This is a genomic window from Mesorhizobium sp. STM 4661, from assembly GCF_000359125.1.
Taxonomy (GTDB): domain Bacteria; phylum Pseudomonadota; class Alphaproteobacteria; order Rhizobiales; family Rhizobiaceae; genus Mesorhizobium.
On record NZ_CAAF010000082.1, the window covers coordinates 468,509 to 495,360 of the forward strand.

The window sequence follows — 26,852 nt, forward strand, 5'->3', positions numbered from 1 at the left end:
TGTCCCTCCAGCATCGACAAGGCAGGCCTTCAGGCAGCCTCAGCCAAACACTTCGCACACGTCCCGCGGAATTCGATCACCGCCTTCTTGGCGGCAAAGCCGGTCGAGCGCACCCATTCGTCCAGCCGGTGGTCGACATCATGGTCGGACATTTCGCTCACTTGCCCGCATGTGTCGCAGATGGCGAAGGCCGTCATCGAATGGCTGTGGTCGCGCGGCTCGGCGCAGGCGACGAACGAGTTGAGGCTTTCGAGCCTGTGCACCAAACCGGACTTCACGAGCGTATCGAGCGCGCGATAGACCTGCAGCGGCGCCCGGAAGCCGCGCTCGCGCAGCTGATCGAGCAACGTATAGGCGCTGAGCGGCCCGCTGGCGGCCTCGAGCTTCTCGAGCACGCACAATTGGTTCTTCGTCAGCACATCCCTAGCCGCCATGATCCCGTTTCCAACCTGTCTGCGCCATTCGCACATCACGTCTGGATGCAAATGGTCCTTGTCCTACCCAGATAGCGACGAACAGGCGTTTTTGCTACTGTTTCTGCCTGACGGGCAATACAGTCACCTTCGTGGCGCAATGGCGCGCCGCAAGTCGACCGTGGCGCCGCATTCAAAATACTGACAAAATCTGGACGAGAGCCCGGCCTCACAGGCGAACGCACAGTTCTGCGGCGGCAGCCTGATCGCGCCGCAATGGGTGCTGACGGCGGCGCACTGCCTCATCGACAACGGCCAGCCGATTTCGCCTGGTGTTGTCACCGTGCTGACCGGTGCCACTGATCTCAGCGAAGGCAGGCGCTACAAGGTGGCGGAGATCATCGTCAACGAGAGCTACACGGCTCAAAAGCCGGCCAAGCCCTGAGCGGGTTCACGTTCGAATGAAAGACGGTGGGATCAAGCCCGCCGTCTTTCATTTTGCCGGCTATTGATTTCCGGTCACTTCCTCGGGGGACCTTTTCGTTCCGCCGAGGACGCCCACAGATTGATGTCGGCTTCGCGCGCGTAGGTGTCGATCTCGGCGAGTTCGGCGTCACTGAAATCGAGCGCCTTCAGCGCGCCGACGCAATCCTCGACCTGTTCCGGCCGGCTGGCGCCGATCAGCGCCGAGGTCACACGGCCCTTGCGCAGCACCCAGGCCAGCGCCATCTGCGCCAGCGTCTGGCCGCGGCGGCCGGCAATGGCGTTCAGCGCCTTGATGTTGGTGATGGTCTTGTCGTCGATGAAAGCCGCCTTCAGCGACTTGCCCTGGGCAGCGCGGCTGTCCTCGGGGATGCCGCCGAGATATTTGTCGGTCAGCATGCCTTGCGCCAGCGGCGAGAACACGATCGAACCGACGCCCAGCCCCTCCAGCGTATCCAGCAGCCCGTCTTCCTCGACCCAGCGGTTGAGCATCGAATAACTCGGCTGGTGGATGACGCAGGGCGTGCCGAGCTGCTTCAATATGTCGGCGGCCTCACGCGTGCGTTGCGAATTATAGGAGGAGATGCCGGCGTAAAGCGCCTTGCCTGAACGCACCGCATGGTCGAGCGCACCCATCGTCTCCTCCAGCGGGGTATCGGGGTCGAAGCGGTGCGAATAGAAGATATCGACATAGTCGAGCCCCATCCGCTTCAGGCTCTGGTCGAGGCTGGCCAGCACATATTTGCGTCCGCCCCATTCGCCGTACGGGCCGGCCCACATTTCATATCCGGCCTTGGTCGAGATGATCAACTCGTCGCGATAGGCGGCAAAGTCGGTGCGCAGGATTTCGCCGAAGGCGGTCTCGGCCGAGCCGGGCGGCGGACCGTAATTGTTGGCGAGGTCGAAATGCGTGATGCCAAGGTCAAAGGCCTTGCGCGCGATGGCCTGCTTGGTCTTGTGCGGCGTGTCGTTGCCGAAATTGTGCCAAAGCCCAAGCGAGATTGCCGGCAGCTTCAGGCCGGACCGCCCACAGCGGTTGTAGATCATTTTCTCGTAGCGGTTTTCGGCGGCGACATAGGGCATGGGGAAATCCTCGTATCTGATCGGACCGGGGGCCGTCATCACGAACGCAACGAGCAGGCCCAGCGCGCCATCCTTACCCTCTCCCCAAGGCAACGGGGAGAGGGGTGGTCAAAATTATCGATAATCGCTGCGGCTTATTTCTTCTTGGTCAGCAGCGCCTTCGCTTCCTCGACGCCGAGTGCGGCCGGCCGTTCGCAGCTTGTCTGCATGGCGACGAACTTGCCGGTCTCGCCAGACAGCAGCATGCCGGTCATGACGTCGACGGCATGCAGCGCCAGTTCCATCGAACAGCGGTGCGGCCGTCCTTCGGTGATCGCCAATGCCATATCGGCCAGACCGGCGGTCCGGTAATTGGCCATCATGCCGTGCGAATGCATCTCATTGGCGACGCCGAACGGATGCTTCCATTTCGGCAGCTTCTTGACCGGCTTGTCCGCCTCGGTGAGACGCACTTCGCCACCGAAGAAATTCGGATCCGGCACGAACACCGTGCCCGTCTCGCCATAGAGTTCCATCGGCGCGTGACCATGGCTCCAGACGTCCCAGCTGGTATTGAGCGTCACCACGGCGCCGTTCTCGAACTCCATCAGGCCGTGGATGGTCGTCGGCGTGGCGACCGGGATTTTTTCGCCAGCGCGCGGCTTGGACGAAATCGTCCGCTCCTTCGCCGGGATCGAGGCAAACGCTGCGACCTGGCTAACCGGCCCGATCAACTGGATCAGATTGGTGATATAGTAGGGTCCGATATCGAGCACCGGTCCCGCGCCAGGCAGGAAGAAGAAGTCCGGATTGGGATGCCAGTGCTCCATACCGTGGCTCATCACATGGCAGGTGCCGCTGGTGATCTTGCCGAGTGTGCCGGTGTCGATCAGATTGCGGACAAGCTGATGCGCGCCGCCGAGGAAGGTGTCGGGCGCCGAGCCGATGCGCAGTCCCTTTTTCTCTGCTCGCTTCTTCAGGTCGAGCCCTTCCTTGACCGACAGCACGAAGGGCTTTTCCGAATAGACGTGCTTGCCGGCATCGAGCACCTGCTTCGACACTTCGTAGTGCACCGCCGGAATGGTGAGGTTGACAATGATGTCGATGTCGTCGGCCTTGAGTAGATCGTCGACGGTTTCCGCGCGCAGTCTGAACTCCTTCGCCCGCGCCTTCGCCGCCTCCATGTTGATGTCGGCGCAAGCACGCATCTCGATGCCCCGAAACAACGGGGCAAGCGAGAAATATGCCTTCGAGATGTTGCCGCAGCCGATGACGCCGATACCCAGTTTTTTTGCCATGTTGGTTGTTCCTAGTAATTCTTGACGGATGCGATCGAGCGGCGGGCGAAGCGCTCGACATCGTTGGGATTGTCCTGCTCCATGACGTAGTACTTGGCGGCGCTGTTGGCGCGCAATGCCTTGATCAGGCCGGCCCAGTCGATCGTGCCGTGGCCGACATCCGACCAGCCGTCCTCGTCGAGCCCCTCGCCAGGCTTGGCCATGTCCTTGACATGGACGGCGACGATACGCTTGCCATGCTTCTCGATCCACGGCAGCGGATCGTCGCCGCCGCGCACCACCCAGGCGACGTCCATTTCCCAGCCAATGTCGGGTGCGGAAGACAGGATGTGGTCCTGCGGCACCGAGCCGTCGGCAAGCGTCTTGAATTCGAAATCATGGTTGTGCCAGGCAAAGCCGTAGCCGGCTTTCCTTGCGGCCTCGCCGACCTTAGCCAGGCGTTCGCCGAAACCGCGCCAGCCGGCCGCGTCCGCCGGCCTGGCTTCGGCAACCAGATAGGGGCAGATCAGCAGTGTGATGCCGAGTGCATCGGCGATTTTGCGCACGCCGTCGAAATCCTTCTCCAGCGCGTCGATCGAGAAATGCCCGGTCGGCATCGCAAGCCCGTTCTTATCGAGCTCGGCACGGAAGGATTTGGGATCGTCATAAACGCCGCCGAACCCTTCGACTTGCGCGTAGCCGAGTTCGCCGAGCGTCTTCAGCACGCCCTCCCAGGGCAGGAAGTTGCGGGCGCTGTAAAGTTGGAATGACCAGTTCATCGTCTCTGTCCGTTCTCTTTGGGGTAGTTTCTTGGGGGATGGGTGGTTGGGAGGCTAAAGGCGATTGCCGGTTTTGGCGTCGAAGAGCGAGGCGCGCATCGGGTCGAAACCGATGCTCACCGTGTCCGCATTGTTTGGTGTGCGCTCCGACGTCACCCGCACGGTGAAATTCTGCCCGCCGAGCTTCAGCCAGACCAGCGTGTCGGAGCCCATCGGCTCGACGACCTCGACACTTGCCGTCGCGGCAAACGGCCAGCCCGCGCCGCTGTTGAAGGCGACATGCTCGGGGCGGATGCCGAACACCGCCGGACCCGGCGTCGGTTCCTTCTCGAAAGTGTAGGTCGAAAGCGGGATACGCGCGTCCTCGACAGCGAAGTACCAATTGCCGCCGTCCTTCACCAGCCTGCCCTCAAGGAAATTCATTGCCGGCGAGCCGAGGAAGCCGGCGACAAACCGGTTGACCGGCCGGTTGTAGATCGTCTGCGGCGCGTCGAGCTGCTGGATGACGCCGCCCTTCATCACCGCGATGCGATCGGCCAGCGTCATCGCTTCGATCTGGTCGTGGGTGACGTAGATCATCGTGTTCTCAAGCTTGCGGTGCAAGAGCTTGATCTCGACGCGCAGCTCGGAACGCAATTTGGCGTCGAGGTTGGAGAGCGGCTCGTCGAACAGGAAGACATCGACGTCGCGCACCAGAGCCCGCCCGATCGCGACGCGCTGGCGCTGGCCACCAGACAGGGCGGCCGGCTTGCGCTGCAGCAACGGCTCGATCTGCAGGATTTCTGACGCGCGCGCGATGCGCTTGGCGATCTCTTCCTTGGGTAGGCCGGCGACGCGCAGGCCGAAGGAGAGGTTCCTCTCCACCGTCATTTGCGGATAGAGCGCATAGGACTGGAACACCATGCCGATGCCGCGGTCCTTGGGTTCCTCCCAGGTGACGTTCTTGCCCTTGATGAAGATGCGGCCCTCCGAAATGTCGAGCAGGCCGGCGATGCAGTTGAGCAAGGTCGACTTGCCGCAGCCGGACGGCCCGAGCAGCACGATGAACTCGCCCTCGGCGACATCGAGGTTGAGCGTCTCCAGCACCGAGATAGCGCCGAAATTCAGCGACAGGTCCTGGATCGACACGCTGGGGTTCGCGATTGCTGTCATCATCACCCTTTCACCGCGCCGGCGGCGATGCCGCGCACGAAGAGCTTGCCGGAGAGGAAGTAGACGATGAGCGGCACCAGCCCGGTCAGGATGGTGGCGGCCATGTTGACGTTGTATTCCTTCACGCCCTGCACCGAATTGACGATGTTGTTGAGCTGCACCGTCATTGGATAGGTGTCGGGGCGGGTGTAGACGACGCCGAACAGGAAGTCGTTCCAGATGCCGGTCACCTGCAGGATGACGGCGACGACGAAGATCGGCAGCGACATCGGCAGCATGATGCGCAGATAGATGCCCCAGAAGCCGGCGCCGTCGACGCGCGCCGCCCTGAACAGCTCCTCCGGCATGGAGGAGAAATAATTGCGGAACAGCAGCGTCAGGATCGGCATGCCGAAAATGGAGTGGACGATCACCAGGCCGCTCAGGCTGCCGTAAAGGCCGATCTCGCGCAGGATGATGACGATCGGATAGATCATCACCTGATAGGGGATGAAGGCGCCGACGATCAGGATGACGAAGAACGTGTCGGCGCCCTTGAAGCGCCAATTGGCCAACGCGTAGCCGTTCACCGAGGCGATCGCGATCGACAGGATCACCGACGGGACTGTGATGCGCACGGAGTTCCAGAAGCCGCGCGAGAGCCCGTCGCAGTTGAGCCCCGTGCAGGCCTTCGACCAAGCCTTGACCCACGGCTCGAAAGTGATTTCGAGCGGCGGCGAGAAGATGTTGCCGAGGCGTATCTCGGGCATGCCCTTGAGCGACGTGACGACCATCACGTAGAGCGGCAGCAGATAATAGAGCGCCACGACGATAAGGGTGCCGTAGAGGAAAATATTGCGGCGCGAGAACCTATGCCGCGGCTTCGGCCCACTCGGCCCCGAGGCTTCGCGCCCGATGGTGGCAGGGGGCAAGGGCAAGGAGACAGCCTGATCAGACACGCTTCCTGCCTCCGAATTCGAGATAGGCCCACGGCACGATGACGATCATCACCGACAGCAGCATCATCGTCGAGGCGGCGAAGCCCTGGCCGAGATTCTGAGCGAAGAACATGTAGTCGTAGACGTACTTTGCCGGCACTTCGGAGGCGATGCCGGGGCCGCCGCTGGTCTGGGCAACGACGAGATCATAGACCTTGACGATGCCGGAGGCGATGATGACGAGCGTGGTGATGAAGACCGGCCGCATCATCGGGATGATGATGAACAGATAGGTCTTCCACATGGGTATCCCATCCACCCGCGCGGCCTTCCAGATGTCCTCGTCGATGCCGCGCAGGCCAGCCAGCATCAGGCACATGATGAGCCCGGTGCCTTGCCAGAGTGCGGCGATCGATATGCCGTAGATGACGATGCTGGAATCATAGAGCGGATTGAAGCTGAAGCTTTCCCAGCCCAGTTCCCGCACCACACGCTGTATACCGAAATCCGGGTTGAGCAGCCACTGCCAGACAAGGCCGGTGACGATGAAGGAGAGCGCGAAGGGATAGAGGAAGATGGTGCGGAACGTGTCCTCGAAGCGGATCTTCTGATCGAGCAGGGCCGCGAGGATGAAGCCGATCACCAGCGAGAATACCAGCGACAGCACGCCGTAGATCAAGAGGTTCTCGATCGAAACCAGCCAGCGCGGCGTCGACCACAGCCGGTAATACTGATCGAGGCCGATGAAGTTCAGCCGTGGCAGCAGCTTCGAGTTGGTGAAGGAATAAAGCACCGTCCATGCGGTGCCGCCGACGAACACCACCAGCGCGGTGAGGATCATCGGGATCGATGCGACCTTCGCATTGAGATTGCGGAAAAGCTGGTTGGGGCGTTCGCTCTTGCTCATCTCGACAGCCGGGCTGGATCGGGTAAGGGCGGGAGGGTCAGGACCGGGGTCCTGCCCCTGAGCTTCCGGCCACGCGCTTGCGCGGCCGGAAGTGAGGCGGTTGGTCGAAAGTCAGTCTGCCGAGCCGACGATGTCGGCGAAGCGCTTCTGCGCGTCTTCGATGGTCATGTCGGGCTTGGCGAAGAATTCGGAGAACAGATCCTCCTTTTGCTTCTGGGTGTCCTGCGAGAGCAGCTGGTCCGTCCACGGCATGACGCTGCCCTTGGCCAGGATATCGAGGCCCTTCTTCATGCAGTCGTTCGCCGCTTGCAGATCGACGTCGCCGCGCACCGGCAGCGAACCCTTCTTGAGGTTGAAGGCGACCTGCGTCTTGGGATCGAGCAGGGTTTCGGCCAACACTTCTTGCGCCTTGGCTTTGTCGGCGTCCTTCAGCAGCGGGAAGTAGAAGGCGTCACCACCCGTGGCGATGACCTCGTTCAGGCCAAGGCCCGGGAGGCAGGTATAGTCCTTGCCGGCGGTCTGGCCGGCGACCTGGAACTCGCCCTGCGCCCAGTCGCCCATGATCTGGCCGCCGGCCTTGCCGGTGATCACCAGGTTGGTCGCCTGGTTCCAGTCCTGCACATTCGTGTTCTTCGCCATCTTGCGGGCATCGTCGGCGGCCTTGAAGACCTTGGCGACTTCGGGTCCGGCGGCGAATGTCGCGTCCTTGTCCTTGTAGACCTTGAGGAAAGCATCGGTGCCGCCCACCGCCGCCAGCAGCACGTCGAAGGCGCCGGAGGACTGCCAGGGCTGCCCGCCGACGGCGAGCGGGATGATGCCTGCCTTCTCCAGCGCGGGAGCGGCGGCGACATATTCGTTCCAGTTCTTCGGCACCGGCACGCCGGCTTTTTCGAAGGCCGCGTTCGACAGCCACAGCCACTGCCAGGAATGGATGTTGACCGGCACGCAATAGATCTTGCCGTCGATGGTGCAACTGTCGAGCAGGCTCTTCGGCCGCACGACTTCCGTCCATTTGCCCTTGGTGGCGATATCGGTGAGATCGCGCATCAGCCCGGCCTGCACCAGCTCCTCTGCCTGCCGGCCGTGGTTGAACTGGGTCGCGCCCATCGGGTCGCCGCCGGTGATGCGGCTGATCATGATCGGCCGTGCCGTGCCGCCGGAACCGGCAATGGCGCCGTCCACCCAGCGATTGCCTGTCGCATCAAAAGCCTTGGCGAATTCGGCAACCGCCGCCGCCTCGCCACCCGAGGTCCACCAATGGGTGACTTCCAGATCGGTCGCGCTCGCCTGGCCGGCGAAGTTCAGCGCGACCGTCGCCGCGAACGCAGCGGTCAGGACCTTGTATCGCATTTCGGTTTCCTCCCAGAATCTGAAACGTTACAGATTTTCGATACTGCAATTGCGAAACCTGTGCAACCCCTCGCGCAAAAGCCGCCATGATATTTTTTCGAGGCACGAACAAAATCATCCTGCCTAGTCGCATTTTGTGCACCGCAACATGCCAGACTGCATTGCAAAACGATGAAAGTTGGCAAGGAACCCGTCTGGAAGGCCTTCCCTACTGATTTCCAACGGTTTTCCGTCCTGGCAGTACTGGCGCCCTGAGAGGCTCGCCAGCGCCGCTCCAGATGCCACTCGTGACAATCTGTAACGTTTCAGTGTATTGAGACTTCGCCGTGCGGAAAATCGCGCAGTCCGGCGATTGCGCCGATTGCCGGCCCGCCCGGCGACTGCTATGCGCCTGACGGGGCGGGACCAATGGACAGGGATCAGACAGACAAGGATGACGCGGCCCCAGGCCGACCGACGCTGAAGACGCTCGCCTTCATGACCGGGCTGGGCGTCACCACCGTGTCGCGCGCGCTCAAGGACGCGCCCGAGATCGGTGCCGAGACCAGGCGGCGCGTCCAGCTCGTCGCCAAGCAGATCGGCTACCGGCCGAACCGCGCCGGCGTGCGCCTCAGGACCGGCAAGACCAACGTCATCAGCCTCGTGCTCAACACCGAGCGCGAGATCATGAGCTTTGTCTCAGATATAATCTATGGCGTCTCGGAAGTGATCGCCGACACACCCTATCACCTGATCGTCACGCCCTATTCACGCTCGCAGGATCCGCTCGACCCGATACGCTATCTGGTCGAGACGGGCTCCGCCGACGGCGTCATCATCTCGCGCACGCAGCCGAACGATCCGAGAGCCCGCTACATGCTGGAGCGTGGCATTCCCTTCGCCACGCACGGCCGCACCGACATGGGGCTCGTTCACCCCTATCATGATTTCGACAATTACGCCTTCGCGACCGAGGCGGTGCGCCATCTGGCGGGCATCGGCCGCCGCAGGCTGGCTCTGCTGGCGCCGCCTGTCGGCTTGACCTACCACAGTCACACATTGAACGGCTTCGCCGATGCGCTGGGCGAGGTCGGCGCCAGCGAGGTGCCGTTCAACACCGTTTCGATCGACCACTCGATCGAGCAGATCAGGATGCGGACGGCGCAGGTGATGCGCCGTCAGGACCGGCCGGACGGCTTCGTCAGCAGCGCCGCCGCGGCGACGCTGGCCGTCGTCGCCGGTATCGAGGATGCCGGCCTCAAGCTTGGCCGCGACGTCGACGTGGTGTCGAAGCAGTCGTCGGACCTGCTGCATCTGTTCCGGCGCGAATTGCTGGTCGTCAACGAGAACTTCCGGCTGGCCGGCTCCGAGCTCGCCCGCTCGGTGCTCGGCTGGATCGGCGGCGCCGCCCCGGGCTCCTTGCAGTCGCTTAGCCTGCCTGGCGAGGTTGTGGCCTATCGGGGTTAGCCCGCCGCGCCGCTGCCCCACGGGCCATGGAAGGCGCCCTGTCCGTCGATGCGCTCGAAGCCATGCGCGCCGAAGAAATCGCGCTGCGCCTGGATCAGGTTCGAGGTGCCTCGACCCTGGCGATAGCTGTCGAAATAGGCTAGCGCCGACGACAGCGCCGGCACCGGCGAACCGGCCTCGGACGCGCGCGCCACGACGCGCCTGAGCGACGGGTGCGCCTCCTGCATCATCGTGATGAAGGCCGGCGCCATCAACAGATTGGTCGAGGCACCACCGGCGCCGAAGGCTTCCGCCATCGTGTCGAGCATTTGCGAGCGAATGATGCAGCCGGCTCGCCAGATCTTGGCGATGGTCGGCATCGGCAGATTCCAGTTGAACTCCTTCGAGGCCCCGCTCATCACCGCGAAGCCCTGCGCATAGGCAGCGATCTTGCCGGCGAACAGCGCCAGTTCGAGATCCCTGAGAAGAGCCGCCTTGTCGCCGGAAATCTTTGTCACGCCGCTGTTTCCGTAGGCTTTCTCGGCGGCCAGCCGCTCGTCCTTGATCGACGACAGCACGCGAGCCGCAACCGCCGCTTCGATCGCGGTTGCCGGAATGCCGAGTTGCTGCGCCTCGATGACCGACCATTTGCCGGTGCCTTTCTGGCCGGCACGGTCGAGGATGATGTCAACCACGGGCTTGCCGGTCTTCGGATCGTCGGCGGCCAGCACCTTGGCGGTGATCTCGATCAGATAGGAGTTGAGCCGGCCCTTGTTCCAGCCGGCAAACGCCTCGCCGATCTCCTTCGGCCCCATGCTCAAGCCGTCGCGCAAGATGCCGTAGATTTCGGCGATCATCTGCATGTCGGCATATTCGATGCCGTTGTGGATGGTCTTGACGAAATGGCCGGCGCCGTCGGTGCCGAGCCATGCCGCGCAGGGCTCATCCCTGAACTTGGCTGAAATCGCGGTCAGCACTTTTTCGACGCGTTTCCAGGACTCTTCGGTGCCGCCGACCATGATCGAGGGACCGTGGCGAGCACCCTCCTCCCCGCCGGACACACCCATGCCGATGAAAGTCAGGCCCGAGCCGGAAAGTTCTGAGAAACGCCGCATCGTGTCGCGGAAATTGGCGTTGCCGGCATCGATGACGATGTCATTGGCCGACAGCACGCCGCGCAAGGCTGCGATCTGTTCGTCGACCGGCTTGCCGGCCAAAACCATGATGATGATCGGGCGCGGCGGTCGAATCGCGGCGGCGAGTTCCTCGAGGCTGTAGCAAGGCACCACCATGTTTTTCAGCGCGCCGGCGTTTTCGACAAAGGCGTCGGTGCGCGCTCTGGTGCGGTTGAAGACGGCGATGCGGTGCCCGTGCTCGGCGATGTTGAGCGCCAGGTTGGAGCCCATCGTGCCAAGGCCGATCAGGCCGATTTCGGCTTTTTCCATCGTTTCTTCCCTGCTTTCGGATGTTTGTTTGAGGCCGCGTTTTGTGGCGGGATGATTGACGGGCCTTTGCGGCGGCGTCAACCACCTCGCCGATAGCATCTGGGCCGCGATGCGTGAGATTCGGGTCAGGCCGGCATCACCTGAATATCACTCAGCGCGGATGTCGATCGGCGCTTCTATCTTCACCATCTCGAAATCGGAGAGGAGGATTTCGAGCCGCGCCGTCCATCGGCCGGCAACCGGAATGACGAGATCGTCGACGCGCCATGTGCCGTCGCCAGGCTTGGTCGCCGGACGCTTGATCGGTTCAATGCCGGAATCGGACTTCGACAGCACCAGCGTCACTTCCTTTGCGTCGAGTGGACCGAAATCGCCGGTCATGACGACGATCGAGGCGGCAACCGGCCCCGCATGGCCGGGCGTGATGCTGAGGTCAGCCATCGCTTTCAGCGTGTAAATATGGATCGATGCCGGCTGTGCCGCGGCAATTGCCAGCGCGCGCGGCGGCGGCGTGAAACGCCAGCCGGCGGCAACGCCGAAGATAGCCAGCACGATAAGGACTTCAACGCCGATCGAACGGACCAGTCGTCTCTGGACTTCGGTTTCTCCCGCCTCGGTCGGCGCGGTGAGCTTCCAGCGATTGGTCGCGGCGAGCGTGAAGAGAAAAATCAGCAGCGCCAGCTTGACCAGCAGCAGCCGGCCATATGCGGTGTCGAGCAACGCTCTCGGCGTCTGCACCTGTATGGCGGCCAGCACGATGCCGGCAGCCGTAAGCCCCACCACGACATACGGGATCGCTCGCGAAAACCGGCGAAGGAACAGCCCTGCCTCGGCCGGCTGCCGCCTCACTGCAAGACCGAGCGGGACCAGTGCGCCCGTCCAGAAGGCAATGCCGACGCCATGCAGAAACACCATCGGCCGCGTCAGCCATTGCGGCTCGGCGGCGCTGGCATGCCCACTGGCGGCGAGCGCGGCGCCGGCACACACCAATCCGGCAAGAGCGAACAGTCTTGCGTCGGCGCGCGGCCCGACCAGCGACAAAAGGCCAAGCCCGAGGGCCATCAGCGCGATCAGCACCGTCCAGCCGAAGCTGGTGCCAAGCCCGGTCTGCCAGACGACCGGCTGTGCCAGATGCGTAAGCGGCGCACCCAGCGCATCCAGCCCCTGCAAACCGAGCGACAAGGACGCCGCCACCAGTCCGCACAGGATCGCGGCGATTGCGAAGCGTTGGCCGGAACGCCCAACCTTTGCCAGCCAGGCAATGGCGAAAGCACCGCCAACGCCGAGAAAAAGGCCGACATAGAGCAAGATTTTGCCGGTCCAGATTGCCGACCGCAGCCCCCAGTCGACGGCTTCGGAGACGATCGGCGCCGCACTCGCCGCGCCGATGGAAAACAGCAACGGGCCACCGAGCGGATGGCCATCGGCGGAAACCACCCGCCAGTTCAGCACATGCGTGCCGGCCCCGAGCACCTGCGGATTGTCGATCTCGACGGTTTGGCCGCTGAGGCGAAAGGACGTCAGCGGAACTGGCGTGCCATCGGGCCGCACCAGGGTGAGCACCAGCGGTGACACCGGCTCGCTGAAGGTCAGCGAAAACTGTGCCGGGCTCTGTCCCAGCACCGCGCCGTCGGCCGGATCGGTTGTGACCAGCGCCGCATGGGCAAAGGCCTGACCTGGCGCGGCAATGACGGCGAGCAGCATGATCGCGGCCAGCAGGCCAATGGCACTGCGACCAGTCTGCTTGCCCGCCGCACAGATCGTTCGCAGAAGTGATGCCAAGCTCATGTCACCGTCACAAGGAACGGCGGCGCGCTCTTTCGAATGGAGCGCGCCGCCAAAAAGATCACTTCCCCGGCAGAAGCTTGAGGCCAGGCGCCGGATATTCCAGCGCGTCCTCATCCTGGCCCGCCGCAGGGATCTCGATCCAGCGATCAATTTGCGTGGTCGTCCATGCCGCCCATTTCGCCCATGCCTTCGACGGCGAACTCGACGGTGACCGTGCCGGCCTTCTCGAAGGTCAGCGTGGCGGAAAACTTTTCGCCTTGCTTGGGCTGCTGCTTCAGGCCGATGAACATCAGATGATAGCCGCCGGGCTTGAGCACGACCTTGCCGCCGGCCGGGATTTCGAGGCCGCCGCTGACCGGCCGCATGGTCATGACGCCGTCCTTGACGCCCATTTCGTGCAGGCCGGCTTTGTCCGACACATCGGAAGAAATCGACAGCAGCCGGTCCGGTGAGCTGCCGGTATTGGTGACGGTGAAATAGCCGCCCGCGACTTTGGCACCGGCAGGCGTTGCCCGCGACCAGGGATGCTCGATTTCGAGATCGCCGACCTTGAATTCATGCGCGAAGGACGACTGGGCCCCGACGAAAAAAAGAGCGACGGTGAAGACAATGATACAGAGGCGTTGCTCGGCACTGCGCAGGAGGGAGTTTCTGTTGCCGGATGCGCGCGCATGCGCGGTGGCGCGGAAAAAGTAAGACATGATGGCTCCATTGATAGGGTTTCGCGCCGTGGGCCGGCCGCGAACAATTTCAGCGTTGGATGAGTGCGCCCGCGGAAGGTTCCACGAGCCGCTGGCTCAGGCCACCGGCGGCGCGCGCGGGTTCGATGGAGAGCGGGCGCGGGCGAAATCGAAATGCCTGAACGCCGGCAGCACGAAGGCGACGGCCTTAACGTGCAGATTGCCGGACAATGTCTCGGCATCGGGCGGCGGCGCATGAACAGGCGAAACCATGCCGCAGCCGAGCATGCAGCCGGCCGGCATGTGCTGCTGGTGCGGATCGCCACCGGGAAGTTCGGCCGCGCCCTCACGGGTGCAGATGACATTGCCGAAGGCGTCGAGCCGCGAAGCATTCGGGCTCAAGCCGAAGGCGAAGGCGCCAAGCACAAACTGGAGCACGAGCAGATAGGCCGCGACCAGCGCTGCCGGCATGCTCCATCGTCTCCGCCGGATGTTCAAAGCCCTGCCTCTTCACGCAGCAACGTCAGCTAACTAGCACGGGGCAGGCAAGCAGAAAATCGTCAAATCAGGGCTGCGGCAACGCGGCGCGATCGGGGATGGAGGTCAAAAGCGTATTGCGCGCCGACTTCAGGTGCCCGCGGCAGGCGGCATCGACCTTGCCGAGGTCGCGCGATTTGAGCGCGGCTATGTAAGCCAGGTGTTCCGCGACCGCCACTTCGTTGCGCTCGCGTTCCTGCGCCTTGTTCCACTGGTAGTGATAGTGGAAGATCATGGCGATCACATCATAGAAATCGACGATGAAGCGGTTGTGCGAGGCGCGGTGGATCAGCCGGTGGAACCGCTCGTCGAGCTCCGAGAACTCGTTGAAGCGCGCGGCGATCTCGCGCGCCAGCAGGCGGTGCTCGTCCTCCAGCAGATCGAGATCGGCCCACACCGGACTGTCCTCAGGCAGCGCGGCAAAGGCGGCGGCCGAGCGCAATTCGAACATCTCGCGGATTTCGGTCAATTCCAGCGCGAAGGCGCGGGTGAAGCCCTTCAGCACCCAGTGGCTGTTGCGGCGTTTTTCGATCAGCCCGAAGCGGGAAAAGCGGATCAGGAACTCGCGCACGCTGGTGGTGCCGACGCCGATCTCGCGCGCCAGTTCGAGCTCGTTGATCTGCATGCCGGCCTCGGCGCCGCCCGCGAGCAGCCGCCGCATGAAGGAACGCTCGATGATCTGCGACAGCGTGTCGGTCTCTTCCTCGGGAAAAAAGTCGTCCAGCCGCGGCGCGCGCAACACCGTCTTGCTGCGCTTGTTCCAGGCGATCAGCCCCGTCTCTTCCATGCGCGCAAGGATGGTACGGATCGTCGTGCGGCTAACGCCGAGCAGCGCGCCCAGTTCCGGTTCCGACGGCAGGCTTTTCGTTTCGCCGAGCAGCCTGAGACCGCGATTGTAGGCGTCCTTGTAGACGTTGTTGCTCTTCGACATCCCCTGCCCCGTTGCGCGCCGACGCTTGCAGCGGCTGGCTTGAAGCGCGATATGACAGATGTTCCTAGCGCATGCCCTCGAAAAGCGGAATCGCTTTCCAAAAGGGATACGCGGTTCCGATGCTGGAGCGTCCTTCAAGACGCACCGTGCATCCATGAAAAAACGATTGACGCAAAAATGTTTTTTCACGATAAAAGACATTATATGTTAAGAGGCGCGTGTCAATCCGCGCCCATCCCAGGACCATACCCAGGAAACTGCCCGTGAACGCCTCAAACAGCATCCTTCTGTCTCCCGCGGACAATGTCGCGGTTGCCAATGGCCGCATCGAGATCGGTACGCCATTGCCGAACGGCGCCGTCGCCGCCGCGCTGATCGAACCCGGTCACAAGGTGGCGATCAAGCCGATCGCAGCCGGCGAGGCCGTGGTGAAATACGCCCAGGCCATTGGCCGCGCCACTGAAGCCATCGCGCCCGGCGAGCATGTTCATTCGCACAATCTGGTTTTCGAGTCCGGCCGTCTGCCGGTGGTGCCGCCGAGCGAGGCCGAGCATGCGACGGAGGCCGACCGCGCCCGCACCTTCATGGGCTACCGCCGCGCCGACGGCCGCGCCGGCACCCGCAACTTCATCGGTATCGTCGCCAGCGTCAATTGTTCGGCCACCGTCTGCCACTCCATCGCCGATCAGGCCAACCGCGAGCTGCTGCCGAAATATCCGGGGATCGACGGTTTCGTCCCGATCGTCCATGGCCAGGGTTGCGGCATGAGCGCCACCGGCGACGGCATGATGGTTCTGCACCGCACGCTGGCCGGTTATGCCCGGCATCCGAATTTCGGCGGCGTGCTGATGGTCGGGCTCGGCTGCGAGGTCAACCAGCTCACCCTTTACGGCCAGAAAGGCGTCGCCGCCGGCAAACGCCATTTCAATATTCAGGAGGCTGGCGGCTCGCGCAAATCCGTCGAGAAAGCGATGGGCGTGCTGGCCGAGATCGCCGAGGAAGTCGGTAAGCTCGAGCGTGAGCCGATCCCGGTCAGCGAGATCGTCGTCGGCCTGCAATGTGGCGGCTCCGACGGCATGTCGGGCATAACAGCCAATCCGGCGCTGGGAGCCGCTGTGGATATCCTGGCCGGCGTCGGCGGCATCGGCATCCTGTCCGAGACCACGGAAATCTACGGCGCCGAGCACCTGCTCGCCTATCGCGCCGCGACTCCCGAGATCGCCGCCAAGCTCGACGGCTATGTGAAGTGGTGGGAGGACCATGTCGCCAAGCATGGCGCCTCGATCGACAACAATCCCTCGCCCGGCAACAAGCGCGGCGGCCTGACCACCATTCTGGAGAAGTCGCTGGGCGCGGTGGCCAAGGGCGGCCAGACGCCGCTCAACGGCGTTTTCGGCTATGCGGAGAAGGTCAGCGGACACGGGTTGGTGTTCATGGACACGCCCGGCTACGACCCGGTCTCGGCCACCGGCCAGGTGGCCGGCGGCGCCAATGTCATCGTCTTCACCACCGGCCGCGGCTCCTGCTTCGGCTGCCGGCCGACGCCGTCGATCAAGGTCGCCACCAATTCGACCATGTATCACCAGATGGAAGAGGACATGGACGTGAATTGCGGCGTCATCGCCTCGGGCGAGAAGACCATCGCCGGCATGGGCCGCGAGATCTTCGAACTGATCGTCGAGACCGCTTCCGGCCGCAAGACCAAGAGCGAAGAGTTCGGCTATGGCGACAACGAATTCGTGCCTTGGCACCTCGGAGCGACCCTTTAACGCATGCCGCTCAAAGCATGCCCCTGACCTGAGGCTGCGCAGCGGTTTGGGACAACGACATGTACACGGTCGACATAGCGTCGAATGCCCGTGGCCTCAAGAAAGAATGAACATTCCATATTGACACTTCAATGGAATTAATATTCCATACCGCTCGGGAGGATCGAGAGCAGTTGGAGTGGCATGACGCCGGGGCGAGGAGGTCTCCTTCCTTCTGAGCCATACGGAAACGTTACGAAACACCGCTTGCGTCGGCCGAACCGATGCAATATCAAAACGCGGTAAGTGTTTTTTATTGATAAAGTTCTGTTTGGGCTGCGCCTATCCGAATGGAGCTTGCGTAACGTTCACCGGGCGACTTAGGGAGGAATCCTAAATGAAATTCGTGACCAGCATTCTCAACCGCCGCGCCTTCGTGGCGCTTGCAGCCGCATCGATGCTTGCCGGCGTTTTGCATTCGGCGCCGGCTTCGGCGGCGGACGTGACCATTCCGATCATCGTCAAGGACACCACCTCTTTCTACTGGCAGATCGTTCTGGCCGGCGCCCGCAAGGCCGGCAAGGACCTCGGTGTCAACGTGCCGGAACTTGGCGCCCAGGCCGAGACCGACGTCAACGGCCAGGTCTCGATCCTCGAGAACGCCGTTGCCAGCAACCCGGCCGCGATCGTCATCGCGCCGACCGAATTCAAGGCGCTCGGCAATCCGATCGACGACGCAGCAGCCAAGGTCAAGATCATCGGCATCGACTCTGGCGCCGACTCCAAGGCCTTCACCTCGTTCCTGACCACCGACAACATCCAGGGCGGCCGCGTTGCCGCCGATGGCCTGGCGGCAGCGATCGGCGAAGCCAATGGCGGCAAGATCGAAGGAGACGTGGCGCTGATCACCAACGCTCCCGGCGCCGGTTCGCTGGAACAGCGCAAGCAGGGCTTCACCGAGCAGCTTGCCGCGAAGTACCCGGGCCTCAAGCTGGTCGCTGACAAATATGCCGACGGCCAGGCGACGACCGGTCTCAACATCGCGACCGACCTGATCACCGCCAACCCGAACCTGAAGGGCATCTTCGCTTCCAACTTGATCATGGCGCAAGGCGTCGGCCAGGCGGTCGCCGAGAACAACCTTGGCGGCAAGCTGGCTCTGGTCGGCTTCGACAGCGACGAGAAGCTGATCAAGTTCCTCAATGACGGCGTCATTTCGGCGCTCGTCGTGCAGGATCCGTACCGGATGGGCTATGACGGCATCAAGACGGCGCTCGCGGCCTCGAAGGGCGAGAAGGTCGAAGCCAATGTCGACACCGGCGCCAATCTGGTGACCAAGGCCAACATGAAAGAGCCGAAGATCGACGCATTGCTCAATCCGAAGCTCGACTGAGCATCGCCACAGGCGCACTGTTTCCGGGGCGTTCGCCCCGGAAACATCCTACACTCGTGCCAATCGTGAGGCCAATCTGGGAGGATTGTCATGACGTCCACGGCGCAGGAACTGCACCCGGCCCCAACGCTGGAACCCGGCAGGACGATCCTCGAACTCAAGGGGCTGGAGAAGCGGTATCCCGGCACGCACGCGCTGAAGCCGGTGAACCTCGCCTTCAAGGCCGGAGAGATCCACGCCATCGTCGGCGAGAACGGCGCCGGCAAGTCGACCCTGATCAAGCTTCTGACCGGCGTCATGCCGCGCACGTCCGGCGACGTCGTGTGGGAGGGCCAGCCGGCGGCGCTGGCCACCCCGCATGAGGCGATGGCGCTCGGCATCAACGCCGTGCATCAGGAGGTCGTTCTGTGCCGCCACCTCACCGTCGCGGCCAACATGTTCCTCGGCGAAGAGGATTCCCGCTTCGGTATCCTGCAGCAGAGGGCCATGGTCAGGCAGGCGCAGAAGATCATCGACGATCTCGGCTTCGACCTGCCGGCGCATGTCGTGCTCGGCGATCTCACCATCGGCCAGCAGCAGTTGATCGCCGCCGCCCGCGCCACCGTGCGCGGCACCAAATTCCTCATCTTCGACGAACCGACCGCCTACCTCACCCGCAAGGAAGCCGACCAACTCTTCACGCTGATCCGCCGGCTGAAGGGCGAAGGCGTCACCATCATCTATATCAGCCATCGCATGGAGGAGGTGTTCGAGCTTGCCGACCGCGTCTCCGTGCTGCGCGACGGCACGCTGGTCGGCACCAGGAGCATCAATGAGACCAGCGAGCCCGAGCTGGTCAAGATGATGATCAATCGCTCGATCGAGCAGATCTACCACAAGGAGCATTTCACCCCGGGTGCTGCGATCCTCGAAGCGCGGAACCTGTCGGGCAAGGGCTTCGAAAATGTCTCGATGTCCGTCCGTGCCGGCGAGATCGTCGGCCTCTACGGCCTGATCGGCGCCGGTCGCAGCGAATTCGTCACCACGCTCTACGGCCGCCACCGCAAGTCGGCCGGCCATATCCTCTGGGAGGGCAAGCCAGTCCAGGTCAACTCCGAGCACGATGCGATCAGGCTCGGCATGGCGCTGGCGCCGGAAAGCCGCCGCGACCAGGGCCTATGCCTCAATTTGCCGGTCGGCCTCAATCTCAACCTGCCGATCTACAAGCGTATCTCGAGCAATCTCCTGATCTCAAATGCACAGGAGAAGACCGAGGCGGATCGCCAGATCGCCGACCTCAGGATCAAGACGCCGACGCGCAACGCCTTGGCCTCCAGCCTGTCCGGCGGCAACCAGCAGAAGATCGTCATCGGCAAATGGCTGGCGCACGGCGCCAAGCTGTTCATCTTCGACGAGCCGACGGTCGGCGTCGACGTCGGCACCAAGGCCGAGATCTATCGCCTGTTCGGCGCGCTTCTGTCCAAGGGCGCCGGCATCATCCTGATCTCGTCCTATCTGCCGGAGGTCTATGAACTGGCCGACACGCTGCATGTCTTCCGACGCGGCAAGCTGGTGGCCACGCATGGGTTCCGCACCTCCGATCACGAGGAAATTCTCACACAGGCGCTCGCCGAGAAACAGGAAAAGCTGGGAGGACAGACATGAGCACGGAGGCTATTCCCGCCGAAAAGCCGAAGCGCAACTACAACGCCCTGTTCGGGCTGACGCTGCTGGCGCTGCTGGTTCTTTTGTGGATCATCCTGTCGGTGGCGACGCCGAGCTTCGCCTCCACCAACAATATCTCGAACCTCCTGCGGCAAGGCTCGATGATCGCGATCCTGGCTGTCGGCCAGACCTTCGTCATCATCACCGGTGGCATCGACCTCTCCGTCGGCGCCGTCGTTGGCTTCGCAACAGTCATCGTGGCGATGCTGATCAATGCCGGGGTGCCGGTTTTCATCGCCATCCTGATCACCTTGCTGGTCGGCGTCGCCATCGGCATGTTCCATGGCTTCGGCATCGTCAGGATGGGCCTGCCGCCCTTCATCATCACGCTGGCGACGCTCACATCATTGCGCGGCATCGGCCTGTTGATGACCAACGGCAACTCGATCTCGATCAACAACGATGCCTTCCAGCTTTTCTCGCGCAGTTCCTTCCTGGGCATCCCCAATCTGTTCTGGATGGTGATCCTGGTCGGTATCCCGGCCTATATCTTCCTGCATCACACTCGCTGGGGCCGCTATCTGTTCTCGGTCGGCTCCAACGCCGAGGCCTCGCGTCTGTCCGGCGTCAATGTCCAGCGCACCATCTACATGGCCTATACGCTGTCCGGCCTGTGCGCGGCTTTCGTCGGCGTGCTGCTCGCCTCGCGCATCGGCATCGGCAATCCAACGCAGGCAGAAGGCTGGGAATTGCAGGCGATCGCCTCGTCGGTGATCGGCGGCACCTCGCTGTTCGGCGCGGTCGGCTCGGTGCACGGGCCGCTGCTCGGCGCCTTCATCCTCGCCACCATCAACAATGGCGCCAATCTTCTGAACGTCAACGCCTTCTGGCAACGCATCATCACCGGCGTGCTGATCATCGTCATCGTCTATTTTGACGGATTGCGCCGCCGCGGCAAGTAAGTCCCCCAGTGGCCGCGAAACCATGGGCCGGCGGTATCATGAATTGGATTGAAGCATGAAAGCTGTCGTCTGCCGCTCGCCCGGCAACCTCGTTCTGGAAGACCGTGCCGCTCCCGGCGCACCACCTCCCGGCTGGGCGCTGGTCGCGGTCAGCCATGTTGGCATTTGCGGCACCGACTATCACATCTTCGAAGGCAAGCATCCGTTCCTCGCCTATCCCCGCATCATGGGGCACGAGGTCTCCGGCACCGTGATCGAGGCTGGCGAAGGCGTCGATCTTGCGATTGGCGAAGCCGTCATCATCAATCCCTATCTCGCTTGCGGCAAATGCATCGCCTGCCGGCACGGCAAGCCGAATTGCTGCGTCGGGATCGAGGTGCTCGGCGTCCATCGCGACGGCGCCATGTGCGAGAAAATCCTGGTGCCGGCGCAAAATCTCTATCCGGCCAACGGCCTGTCGCAGGCTGATGCCGCCGCGGTCGAGTTCCTGGCGATCGGCGCGCACGCGGTGCGACGCTCGCGGGCCGACCCTGGCGCACGCACGCTGGTCATCGGCGCCGGCCCGATCGGGCTCGGCACGGCGCTGTTTGCCCGCATCGCCGGACTGGACGTGAGCCTGCTCGACATGAGCACCGAGCGGCTGGACTTCGCCGCAAGCGAACTCGACTTCGCGACCCTCGATGGGTCACGGGCAGCGGCCGCCGATCTGGTACGGGACGCGACGGGCAGCGAGGGCTTCGATGTGGTTTTCGACGCCACCGGCAACACCCAGTCCGTGCAATCGGCCTTCGCTCATGTCGCGCATGGCGGAACCCTGGTCCTGGTCAGCGTCGTCAAGGACGACATCGCCTTTTCCGATCCCGAATTCCACAAGCGCGAGATGACGCTGATCGGCAGCCGCAACGCGCTTCGCGCCGACTTCGACCACGTCGCCGCTTCGATTCGTGACGGCGCGATGCCGCTGGCAAAGCTCGTCACCCATCGCACGACGCTTGGCCAGGCCCCCCGTGACCTCGCCCGCTGGGCGCATGAGAAATCCGGCCTGATCAAGGCCGTCATTCAGGTCGGATGAGACGATGCAGCGATCGTTCTAGTGCATGTCGCCCAAAAGTGTGCAGCGGTTTTGGGGCAACGACATGCATAAAAACAAAGGCTTAAAGTGCCGACAGTTTCAGCTCCACCCGCTCCGCCGGAAACCGCGTCTCTGCGAACTGGATCGGCTGGCCGTCCGGCGTGACGTTGACGGCGACGGTGACCAGCACGATGGCGCCAGGCTGCAGGTCGAGATCGGCGAGATCTGCGGCATCGGCATGGCGCGCCGACAACACCGTCGATTGCCTGAGATAATCACTGACACCGAAGCGCTCGAGCGAGGCGGTCACCGATCCGGTCTCCGCCATCGCGGCGTCGATGCCGGAAAAACGCCCGGCTTCAAACCAGCTCGTGGCGCGTGACACCGGCCGTCCGTCGGCTTCACCGCGCACCTCCAGGCGTATCACCTCAGACCCTCTGGCAAGACTTAACGCATCGGCGACGCGACGGCTGGCCGGCTCGACCGCGGCTTCGAGCAGCACGCTGCGGCGTTCGGACGCCTGTCCCTGCAGACCGGCCGAAAAACGCGTGCGCGTGCCGATCGGATAGGACAGGCGCTTGCGCGAGAGCACGAAGGTGCCGCGCCCCTGCTCGGCCCGAAGCACCCCTTCCTGCACCAATGCGGCGATGGCGCTGCGCACCGTATGGCGGTTGACGCCATAGCGTTCGGCAAGTGCCATTTCCGGCGGCAGCGCCGCGTTCTCGGCAAAGTCGCCGATGGCGATCGAATGCAAGATCTGATCGGCGATCTGCCGCCACAGCGAGACACCGCTGCGCCGCTCGATGCTATTGACCATTGCCTGTCCGGTCATTTCCTGCCCCGATCTTTCGCCTTGTCACGCACTCGTCATGGACTCACGCTACCCAAGGGTATAAATTGTATAGTTGTCTATATCAATAGACAAATTTTACGCAACTGGAGTGCAAGCCATGCGAGGACGGGAAGCGCGCGAACAGGCAGAGCGCAAGGCGGTCATGGCGACGCTGGCGCAATCCTCCGGCGACGACATCGTGCGCCTCTGGAACGAGGCCGGACTGCCTTCGGAGGCGGAACTGCTGCGCGGTCCAGAAACAGGCCTGGTCACCGTGCGTGGCCGCATCGGCGGTGGCGGCGCGCCGTTCAATGTCGGCGAGGCGACGGTCACGCGCGCCACCGTCCGGCTGGCGTCCGGACAGGTCGGTCATTGCTATGCGCTTGGCCGCGACCGGGAGAAGGCAAGACTGGCGGCGATCGCCGACGCGCTCTGGCAGGATCCAGCCCGCCGCGGCGAGGTCGAGGCCAAAATTGTCGCGCCTTTGCAGGTGGCCCTGGTCGAGGCGCGTGACAAGCGCCGCGCCGAGACGGCGGCGACGAAGGTGGATTTCTTCACCATGGTGCGCGGAGAAGACTGATGGAGATCGCAACGCAATCGATCGAAGGCGGCTTTGCCGATCCGGTGTTCAACGCGCAGACGGTGTTTCGCGCCGTCATGGACGCAATGGCCCAGCCGGGCAGCGTGCAGTCCCTCCCGGCATTTGCCCATCCGCCAGCGCCGCTCTCGGCCACCGCCGGCTCCGTCGCGCTGGCGCTCTGCGACAATGACACGCCGCTCTGGCTCGACCCTGCCCTGCAGATTTCAGCAGCGGTGAAATCCTGGCTCGGCTTCCATACCGGCGCGCCATTGGCCAACACGCCGGCCGACGCGCATTTCGCGCTGATTGCCGCGCCGGCCGAGATGATGGCGCTCGACGGCTTTTCGCAGGGCACCCAGGATTATCCTGACCGTTCCACCACGCTGATCCTGCAGGTGAACGATCTCACGTCGGGCACGCCTTTGCGGCTCGAAGGCCCCGGTATCGAAAGAACAGCGACGATCGCGCCGGCACAGATGCCGCGCCATTTCGTCGAGCAATGGAAGCAGAACAACCAGCGCTTTCCGCGCGGCATCGACATCATCCTCGCCGCGCCGGACGGCATCGCTTGCCTGCCGCGCACGACACGCATCAAGACGATGGAGGCATAGGATGTACGTCGCGGTAAAAGGCGGCGAAGCGGCCATTGCCAACGCCCACAGACTACTCGCCGATCGCCGGCGCGGCGACCGTTCCGTGCCGGCGCTGCGCCTCGACCAGATCGTCGAGCAACTGGCGCTCGGCGTCGACCGGGTGATGAGCGAAGGCTCGCTCTATGACAGGGAATTGGCCGCGCTCGCCATCGTCCAGGCGCGCGGCGACATGATCGAGGCGATCTTCCTGGTTCGCGCCTATCGCACCACATTGCCCCGCTTCGGCTACACCAGGGCAATCGACACCGGCACGATGCTGGTCGAGCGGCGGGTGTCGGCGACCTACAAGGACCTGCCCGGCGGCCAGCTTCTCGGCCCGACCTTCGACTACACACACCGCCTGCTCGATCCCGAGCTAGCCGTCGGCGGCGATGTCGCGGAACCGCTGCGGCGCGAAAGCGAAGCGGAGGCCATGCCGCGCGTCTCGGCGATCCTCGCCCGCGAGGGCCTGATCGAGCCGGACGGTGAGTTGCCGCAGGATCATGTCCCCGGCGACATCACCCGCGAGCCGCTGGAATTTCCGATGGCGCGCGACATCCGCCTGCAGGCGCTGTCGCGCGGCGACGAGGGCTTTCTGCTGGCGCTCGGCTATTCCACCCAGCGCGGCTATGCCCGCAACCATCCCTTCGTCGGCGAGGTCCGCATCGGCGAGGTCGAGCTGGAACTCGACGTGCCGGAACTGCCCTTTGCCGTGCCGCTCGGCAGCATCCGCGTCACCGAGTGCCAGATGGTCAACCAGTTCAAGGGTTCGGCCAAGGCGCCGCCGCAATTCACTCGCGGCTACGGCCTCGTCTTCGGCCAGAGCGAACGCAAGGCGATGGCCATGGCGCTCTGCGACCGGGCATTGCGCGCCTCGGAATTGGGGGAGGATGTCGTCGCCGCAGCCCAGGACGAGGAGTTCGTCATCTCGCATTCCGACAATGTCCAGGCGACCGGTTTCGTCGAGCATCTGAAGCTGCCGCATTATGTCGACTTCCAGGCCGAGCTCGATCTGGTGCGCCGCATGCGCGCCGAGCATGAAGCCCGCGAGAATGCCGGCAAGGCCGAGGAGAAGAGGGAGGCCGCGGAATGACCGTACAACCAACCGACATCGCCACCTATAACTTCGCCTATCTCGACGAGCAGACCAAGCGCATGATCCGCCGCGCGATCCTCAAGGGCATCGCCATTCCTGGCTATCAGGTGCCGTTTGCCTCGCGCGAAATGCCGATGCCCTACGGCTGGGGCACCGGCGGCGTCCAGGTCACCGCCTCGATCATCGGCCCCGACGATGTGCTGAAGGTCATCGACCAGGGTGCCGACGACACCACCAATGCCGTTTCGATCCGCGCTTTCTTCAAGAAGGTCGCCAATGTCGCCGTCACCACCGAGACGGCGAAGGCCACCATCATCCAGACCCGTCACCGCATTCCCGAACATCCGCTGATCTCGGGCCAGGTGCTTGTCTATCAGGTGCCGATCCCCGAGCCGCTGCGCTTCCTCGAACCGCGCGAGACCGAGACGCGCAAGATGCATGCGCTGGAGGAATACGGCCTCATGCATGTGAAGCTCTACGAGGACATCGCCAAACACGGCCGCATCGCCACCACCTACGCCTACCCGGTCAAGGTCGAGGGCCGCTATGTGATGGACCCGTCGCCGACGCCGAAATTCGACAATCCGAAGATGCACCGTTCGCCGGCTTTGCAACTGTTCGGCGCCGGCCGCGAAAAGCGCATCTATGCATTGCCGCCATTCACCGAGGTGGTCAGCCTCGACTTCGAGGACCATCCCTTCGAAGTGCAGACCTTCGACCAGCCTTGCGCGCTGTGCGCGGCCGAGAATGTCTATCTCGATGAGGTCATTCTCGACGATCATGGCGGCCACATGTTCGTCTGCTCCGACACCGACCATTGCGAGAAGCGCCGCGAAGAGGGCCATCGCGGCCATCTCGCGGCCGAAACCCATCTTGCTCTGGAAAAAATGGAGCCGGCGCAATGACCGACGAACCGCTGCTGCGCGTCTCGGCGCTATCCAAATTCTACGGCTCGCGCGTCGGCTGCGAGAACGTCACCTTCGACCTCTGGCCGGGCGAAGTCTTGGCTGTCGTCGGCGAATCCGGCTCCGGCAAGACGACGCTGCTCAACTGCCTGTCGACCAGGCTGCTGCCCAGTTCCGGCACCGCCAGCTACCGCATGCGCGACGGCCAGTTCCGCGAGCTCTACCGCATGAGCGAGGCGGAACGCCGCTTCCTGATGCGCACCGACTGGGGCTTCGTCCACCAGAACCCGGCCGACGGGCTCCGCATGACGGTGTCGGCCGGCGCCAATGTCGGCGAACGGCTGATGGCGGTCGGCGACCGCCACTATGGAAAAATCCGCGCCACCGCCGTCGACTGGCTGTCGCGCGTCGAGATCGACGAGGACCGCATCGACGACGAGCCGCGCGCCTTTTCCGGCGGCATGCGCCAGCGCCTGCAGATCGCCCGCAACCTCGTCACCGGGCCACGGCTGGTGTTCATGGACGAGCCTACAGGCGGCCTCGACGTGTCGGTGCAGGCGCGCCTGCTCGACCTGCTGCGCGGCCTCGTCACCGATCTTGGCCTCGCGGCGATCGTCGTCACCCACGACCTCGCGGTGGCGCGTCTCCTGTCGCAGCGCATGATGGTGATGAAGGACGGGCTCGTCGTCGAAAGCGGCCTCACCGACCGCGTGCTCGACGATCCGCGCGCGCCCTACACCCAGCTTCTCGTTTCTTCGATTTTGCAGGTGTGATGATGGCGCTTGTACACCCCCCTCTGGCCTGCCGGCCATCTCCCCCTCAAGGGGGGAGATTGGCAGCTT

At 63.5% G+C, this 26,852-nt stretch carries 26 protein-coding genes; 12 read left to right on the forward strand and 14 right to left on the reverse strand.

Annotated elements, in window-relative coordinates:
• Positions 1–29 precede the first annotated feature (29 nt).
• The gene (locus tag MESS4_RS29570) at positions 30–434 is read right to left on the reverse strand and encodes a Fur family transcriptional regulator (protein ID WP_006339258.1); all 405 of its coding nucleotides are present in this window, start codon (positions 432–434) and stop codon (positions 30–32) included.
• Between the two features lie 190 nt (positions 435–624).
• Between MESS4_RS29570 and MESS4_RS32900 the strand changes: the two genes are divergently transcribed.
• Positions 625–858, forward strand: a complete 234-nt coding sequence (locus tag MESS4_RS32900) for a trypsin-like serine protease (RefSeq protein ID WP_280110264.1) — start codon at positions 625–627, stop codon at positions 856–858.
• A gap of 74 nt (positions 859–932) precedes the next feature.
• Here MESS4_RS32900 and mgrA read toward each other — a convergent pair whose 3' ends face one another.
• From mgrA to MESS4_RS29605, 7 genes are all read right to left on the reverse strand, one after another.
• Positions 933–1,979, reverse strand: a complete 1,047-nt coding sequence (mgrA, locus tag MESS4_RS29575) for an L-glyceraldehyde 3-phosphate reductase (RefSeq protein ID WP_006339267.1) — start codon at positions 1,977–1,979, stop codon at positions 933–935.
• A 134-nt stretch (positions 1,980–2,113) separates the two neighbouring features.
• Complete coding sequence (locus tag MESS4_RS29580) at positions 2,114–3,256, reverse strand: Gfo/Idh/MocA family oxidoreductase (protein ID WP_006339270.1); 1,143 nt, start codon at positions 3,254–3,256, stop codon at positions 2,114–2,116.
• A gap of 11 nt (positions 3,257–3,267) precedes the next feature.
• A complete protein-coding gene (locus MESS4_RS29585) occupies positions 3,268–4,014 on the reverse strand; it encodes a sugar phosphate isomerase/epimerase (RefSeq protein WP_006339272.1) in 747 nt (248 codons plus the stop codon).
• A gap of 54 nt (positions 4,015–4,068) precedes the next feature.
• Positions 4,069–5,166, reverse strand: a complete 1,098-nt coding sequence (gene ugpC / locus MESS4_RS29590; protein ID WP_036242500.1) for a sn-glycerol-3-phosphate ABC transporter ATP-binding protein UgpC — start codon at positions 5,164–5,166, stop codon at positions 4,069–4,071.
• Positions 5,167–5,168: 2 nt separating this feature from the next.
• Complete coding sequence (locus MESS4_RS29595; RefSeq protein WP_244441239.1) at positions 5,169–6,062, reverse strand: carbohydrate ABC transporter permease; 894 nt, start codon at positions 6,060–6,062, stop codon at positions 5,169–5,171.
• Positions 6,063–6,096: 34 nt separating this feature from the next.
• Positions 6,097–6,990 (reverse strand): sugar ABC transporter permease, encoded by an 894-nt coding sequence (locus MESS4_RS29600; RefSeq protein ID WP_006339278.1) that lies wholly within the window; start codon positions 6,988–6,990, stop codon positions 6,097–6,099.
• A gap of 111 nt (positions 6,991–7,101) precedes the next feature.
• Positions 7,102–8,340: an ABC transporter substrate-binding protein gene (locus MESS4_RS29605; protein WP_006339281.1), complete on the reverse strand. Its 1,239-nt coding sequence runs from the start codon at positions 8,338–8,340 to the stop codon at positions 7,102–7,104.
• Positions 8,341–8,748: 408 nt separating this feature from the next.
• On the opposite strand from MESS4_RS29605, the gene MESS4_RS29610 reads away from it, so the two are divergent.
• Positions 8,749–9,786, forward strand: coding sequence for a LacI family transcriptional regulator (locus MESS4_RS29610; RefSeq protein ID WP_006339285.1), 1,038 nt, complete (start codon positions 8,749–8,751; stop codon positions 9,784–9,786).
• Here MESS4_RS29610 and gndA read toward each other — a convergent pair.
• The 5 genes from gndA to MESS4_RS29635 form a co-directional block, all read right to left on the reverse strand.
• Positions 9,783–11,309, reverse strand: coding sequence for an NADP-dependent phosphogluconate dehydrogenase (gndA, locus tag MESS4_RS29615; RefSeq protein ID WP_280110263.1), 1,527 nt, complete (start codon positions 11,307–11,309; stop codon positions 9,783–9,785). The two genes, MESS4_RS29610 and gndA, sit on opposite strands and share 4 nt — an antisense overlap.
• 48 nt (positions 11,310–11,357) lie before the next feature.
• Positions 11,358–12,998, reverse strand: coding sequence for a copper resistance CopC/CopD family protein (locus tag MESS4_RS29620; protein ID WP_006339287.1), 1,641 nt, complete (start codon positions 12,996–12,998; stop codon positions 11,358–11,360).
• Between the two features lie 146 nt (positions 12,999–13,144).
• Positions 13,145–13,699, reverse strand: a complete 555-nt coding sequence (locus MESS4_RS29625) for a copper chaperone PCu(A)C (protein WP_006339288.1) — start codon at positions 13,697–13,699, stop codon at positions 13,145–13,147.
• A gap of 96 nt (positions 13,700–13,795) precedes the next feature.
• Positions 13,796–14,149: a DUF2946 family protein gene (locus tag MESS4_RS29630; RefSeq protein ID WP_006339290.1), complete on the reverse strand. Its 354-nt coding sequence runs from the start codon at positions 14,147–14,149 to the stop codon at positions 13,796–13,798.
• Between the two features lie 94 nt (positions 14,150–14,243).
• The gene (locus MESS4_RS29635; RefSeq protein WP_006339291.1) at positions 14,244–15,146 is read right to left on the reverse strand and encodes a GntR family transcriptional regulator; all 903 of its coding nucleotides are present in this window, start codon (positions 15,144–15,146) and stop codon (positions 14,244–14,246) included.
• Positions 15,147–15,409: 263 nt separating this feature from the next.
• On the opposite strand from MESS4_RS29635, the gene MESS4_RS29640 reads away from it, so the two are divergent.
• The 5 genes from MESS4_RS29640 (at position 15,410) to MESS4_RS29660 (ending at position 21,965) form a co-directional block, all read left to right on the forward strand.
• Complete coding sequence (locus tag MESS4_RS29640; protein WP_006339292.1) at positions 15,410–16,915, forward strand: altronate dehydratase family protein; 1,506 nt, start codon at positions 15,410–15,412, stop codon at positions 16,913–16,915.
• A 376-nt stretch (positions 16,916–17,291) separates the two neighbouring features.
• Positions 17,292–18,287, forward strand: a complete 996-nt coding sequence (locus tag MESS4_RS29645; protein ID WP_006339296.1) for an ABC transporter substrate-binding protein — start codon at positions 17,292–17,294, stop codon at positions 18,285–18,287.
• Positions 18,288–18,377: 90 nt separating this feature from the next.
• Positions 18,378–19,931, forward strand: coding sequence for a sugar ABC transporter ATP-binding protein (locus MESS4_RS29650; RefSeq protein ID WP_006339300.1), 1,554 nt, complete (start codon positions 18,378–18,380; stop codon positions 19,929–19,931).
• On the forward strand, positions 19,928–20,893 hold the full coding sequence (locus MESS4_RS29655; RefSeq protein ID WP_006339302.1) for an ABC transporter permease: 966 nt from the start codon (positions 19,928–19,930) through the stop codon (positions 20,891–20,893). Before MESS4_RS29650 ends, MESS4_RS29655 begins: the two co-directional genes overlap by 4 nt.
• 55 nt (positions 20,894–20,948) lie before the next feature.
• Positions 20,949–21,965 (forward strand): zinc-binding alcohol dehydrogenase family protein, encoded by a 1,017-nt coding sequence (locus tag MESS4_RS29660; protein ID WP_006339303.1) that lies wholly within the window; start codon positions 20,949–20,951, stop codon positions 21,963–21,965.
• Between the two features lie 82 nt (positions 21,966–22,047).
• Here the strand turns inward: MESS4_RS29660 and phnF are convergent, their stop codons facing one another.
• Positions 22,048–22,797, reverse strand: coding sequence for a phosphonate metabolism transcriptional regulator PhnF (gene phnF, locus MESS4_RS29665; RefSeq protein ID WP_036242410.1), 750 nt, complete (start codon positions 22,795–22,797; stop codon positions 22,048–22,050).
• A gap of 118 nt (positions 22,798–22,915) precedes the next feature.
• Here phnF and phnG point away from each other — a divergent pair, with 118 nt between their 5' ends.
• The 5 genes from phnG to phnK are packed head-to-tail and all read left to right on the forward strand — an operon-like array spanning position 22,916 to position 26,783.
• Positions 22,916–23,377, forward strand: a complete 462-nt coding sequence (phnG, locus tag MESS4_RS29670) for a phosphonate C-P lyase system protein PhnG (protein WP_006339306.1) — start codon at positions 22,916–22,918, stop codon at positions 23,375–23,377.
• A complete protein-coding gene (gene phnH, locus MESS4_RS29675) occupies positions 23,377–23,988 on the forward strand; it encodes a phosphonate C-P lyase system protein PhnH (protein ID WP_006339311.1) in 612 nt (203 codons plus the stop codon). Before phnG ends, phnH begins: the two co-directional genes overlap by 1 nt.
• Before the next feature lies 1 nt (position 23,989).
• Entirely contained in the window at positions 23,990–25,102 is a 1,113-nt protein-coding gene (locus MESS4_RS29680) for a carbon-phosphorus lyase complex subunit PhnI (protein WP_006339312.1), read from the forward strand.
• Positions 25,099–26,010 carry an alpha-D-ribose 1-methylphosphonate 5-phosphate C-P-lyase PhnJ gene (locus MESS4_RS29685; protein WP_006339313.1) on the forward strand — a complete coding sequence of 304 codons (912 nt, stop codon included), beginning with the start codon at positions 25,099–25,101 and terminating at the stop codon, positions 26,008–26,010. Before MESS4_RS29680 ends, MESS4_RS29685 begins: the two co-directional genes overlap by 4 nt.
• Positions 26,007–26,783: a phosphonate C-P lyase system protein PhnK gene (phnK, locus tag MESS4_RS29690; RefSeq protein ID WP_006339314.1), complete on the forward strand. Its 777-nt coding sequence runs from the start codon at positions 26,007–26,009 to the stop codon at positions 26,781–26,783. Before MESS4_RS29685 ends, phnK begins: the two co-directional genes overlap by 4 nt.
• The last annotated feature ends 69 nt before the right edge of the window (positions 26,784–26,852 follow it).

Excerpts from the sequence above, each read along its gene's own strand:
- phnK (WP_006339314.1), top strand. The coding sequence starts at position 26,007 with ATGACCGACGAACCGCTGCTGCGCGTCTCGGCGCTATCCAAATTCTAC.
- MESS4_RS29585 (WP_006339272.1), bottom strand. The coding sequence starts at position 4,014 with ATGAACTGGTCATTCCAACTTTACAGCGCCCGCAACTTCCTGCCCTGG.
- phnH (WP_006339311.1), top strand. The coding sequence starts at position 23,377 with ATGGAGATCGCAACGCAATCGATCGAAGGCGGCTTTGCCGATCCGGTG.
- MESS4_RS29685 (WP_006339313.1), top strand. The coding sequence starts at position 25,099 with ATGACCGTACAACCAACCGACATCGCCACCTATAACTTCGCCTATCTC.
- MESS4_RS29630 (WP_006339290.1), bottom strand. The coding sequence starts at position 14,149 with ATGCCGGCAGCGCTGGTCGCGGCCTATCTGCTCGTGCTCCAGTTTGTG.
- MESS4_RS29635 (WP_006339291.1), bottom strand. The coding sequence starts at position 15,146 with ATGTCGAAGAGCAACAACGTCTACAAGGACGCCTACAATCGCGGTCTC.
- gndA (WP_280110263.1), bottom strand. The coding sequence starts at position 11,309 with ATGCTATCGGCGAGGTGGTTGACGCCGCCGCAAAGGCCCGTCAATCAT.
- MESS4_RS29570 (WP_006339258.1), bottom strand. The coding sequence starts at position 434 with ATGGCGGCTAGGGATGTGCTGACGAAGAACCAATTGTGCGTGCTCGAG.
- phnG (WP_006339306.1), top strand. The coding sequence starts at position 22,916 with ATGCGAGGACGGGAAGCGCGCGAACAGGCAGAGCGCAAGGCGGTCATG.
- MESS4_RS29620 (WP_006339287.1), bottom strand. The coding sequence starts at position 12,998 with ATGAGCTTGGCATCACTTCTGCGAACGATCTGTGCGGCGGGCAAGCAG.
- MESS4_RS29645 (WP_006339296.1), top strand. The coding sequence starts at position 17,292 with ATGAAATTCGTGACCAGCATTCTCAACCGCCGCGCCTTCGTGGCGCTT.
- mgrA (WP_006339267.1), bottom strand. The coding sequence starts at position 1,979 with ATGCCCTATGTCGCCGCCGAAAACCGCTACGAGAAAATGATCTACAAC.
- MESS4_RS29680 (WP_006339312.1), top strand. The coding sequence starts at position 23,990 with ATGTACGTCGCGGTAAAAGGCGGCGAAGCGGCCATTGCCAACGCCCAC.
- MESS4_RS29625 (WP_006339288.1), bottom strand. The coding sequence starts at position 13,699 with ATGTCTTACTTTTTCCGCGCCACCGCGCATGCGCGCGCATCCGGCAAC.
- MESS4_RS29610 (WP_006339285.1), top strand. The coding sequence starts at position 8,749 with ATGGACAGGGATCAGACAGACAAGGATGACGCGGCCCCAGGCCGACCG.
- MESS4_RS29650 (WP_006339300.1), top strand. The coding sequence starts at position 18,378 with ATGACGTCCACGGCGCAGGAACTGCACCCGGCCCCAACGCTGGAACCC.
- MESS4_RS29655 (WP_006339302.1), top strand. The coding sequence starts at position 19,928 with ATGAGCACGGAGGCTATTCCCGCCGAAAAGCCGAAGCGCAACTACAAC.
- MESS4_RS29660 (WP_006339303.1), top strand. The coding sequence starts at position 20,949 with ATGAAAGCTGTCGTCTGCCGCTCGCCCGGCAACCTCGTTCTGGAAGAC.
- MESS4_RS29605 (WP_006339281.1), bottom strand. The coding sequence starts at position 8,340 with ATGCGATACAAGGTCCTGACCGCTGCGTTCGCGGCGACGGTCGCGCTG.
- phnF (WP_036242410.1), bottom strand. The coding sequence starts at position 22,797 with ATGACCGGACAGGCAATGGTCAATAGCATCGAGCGGCGCAGCGGTGTC.
- MESS4_RS29580 (WP_006339270.1), bottom strand. The coding sequence starts at position 3,256 with ATGGCAAAAAAACTGGGTATCGGCGTCATCGGCTGCGGCAACATCTCG.
- MESS4_RS29600 (WP_006339278.1), bottom strand. The coding sequence starts at position 6,990 with ATGAGCAAGAGCGAACGCCCCAACCAGCTTTTCCGCAATCTCAATGCG.
- ugpC (WP_036242500.1), bottom strand. The coding sequence starts at position 5,166 with ATGACAGCAATCGCGAACCCCAGCGTGTCGATCCAGGACCTGTCGCTG.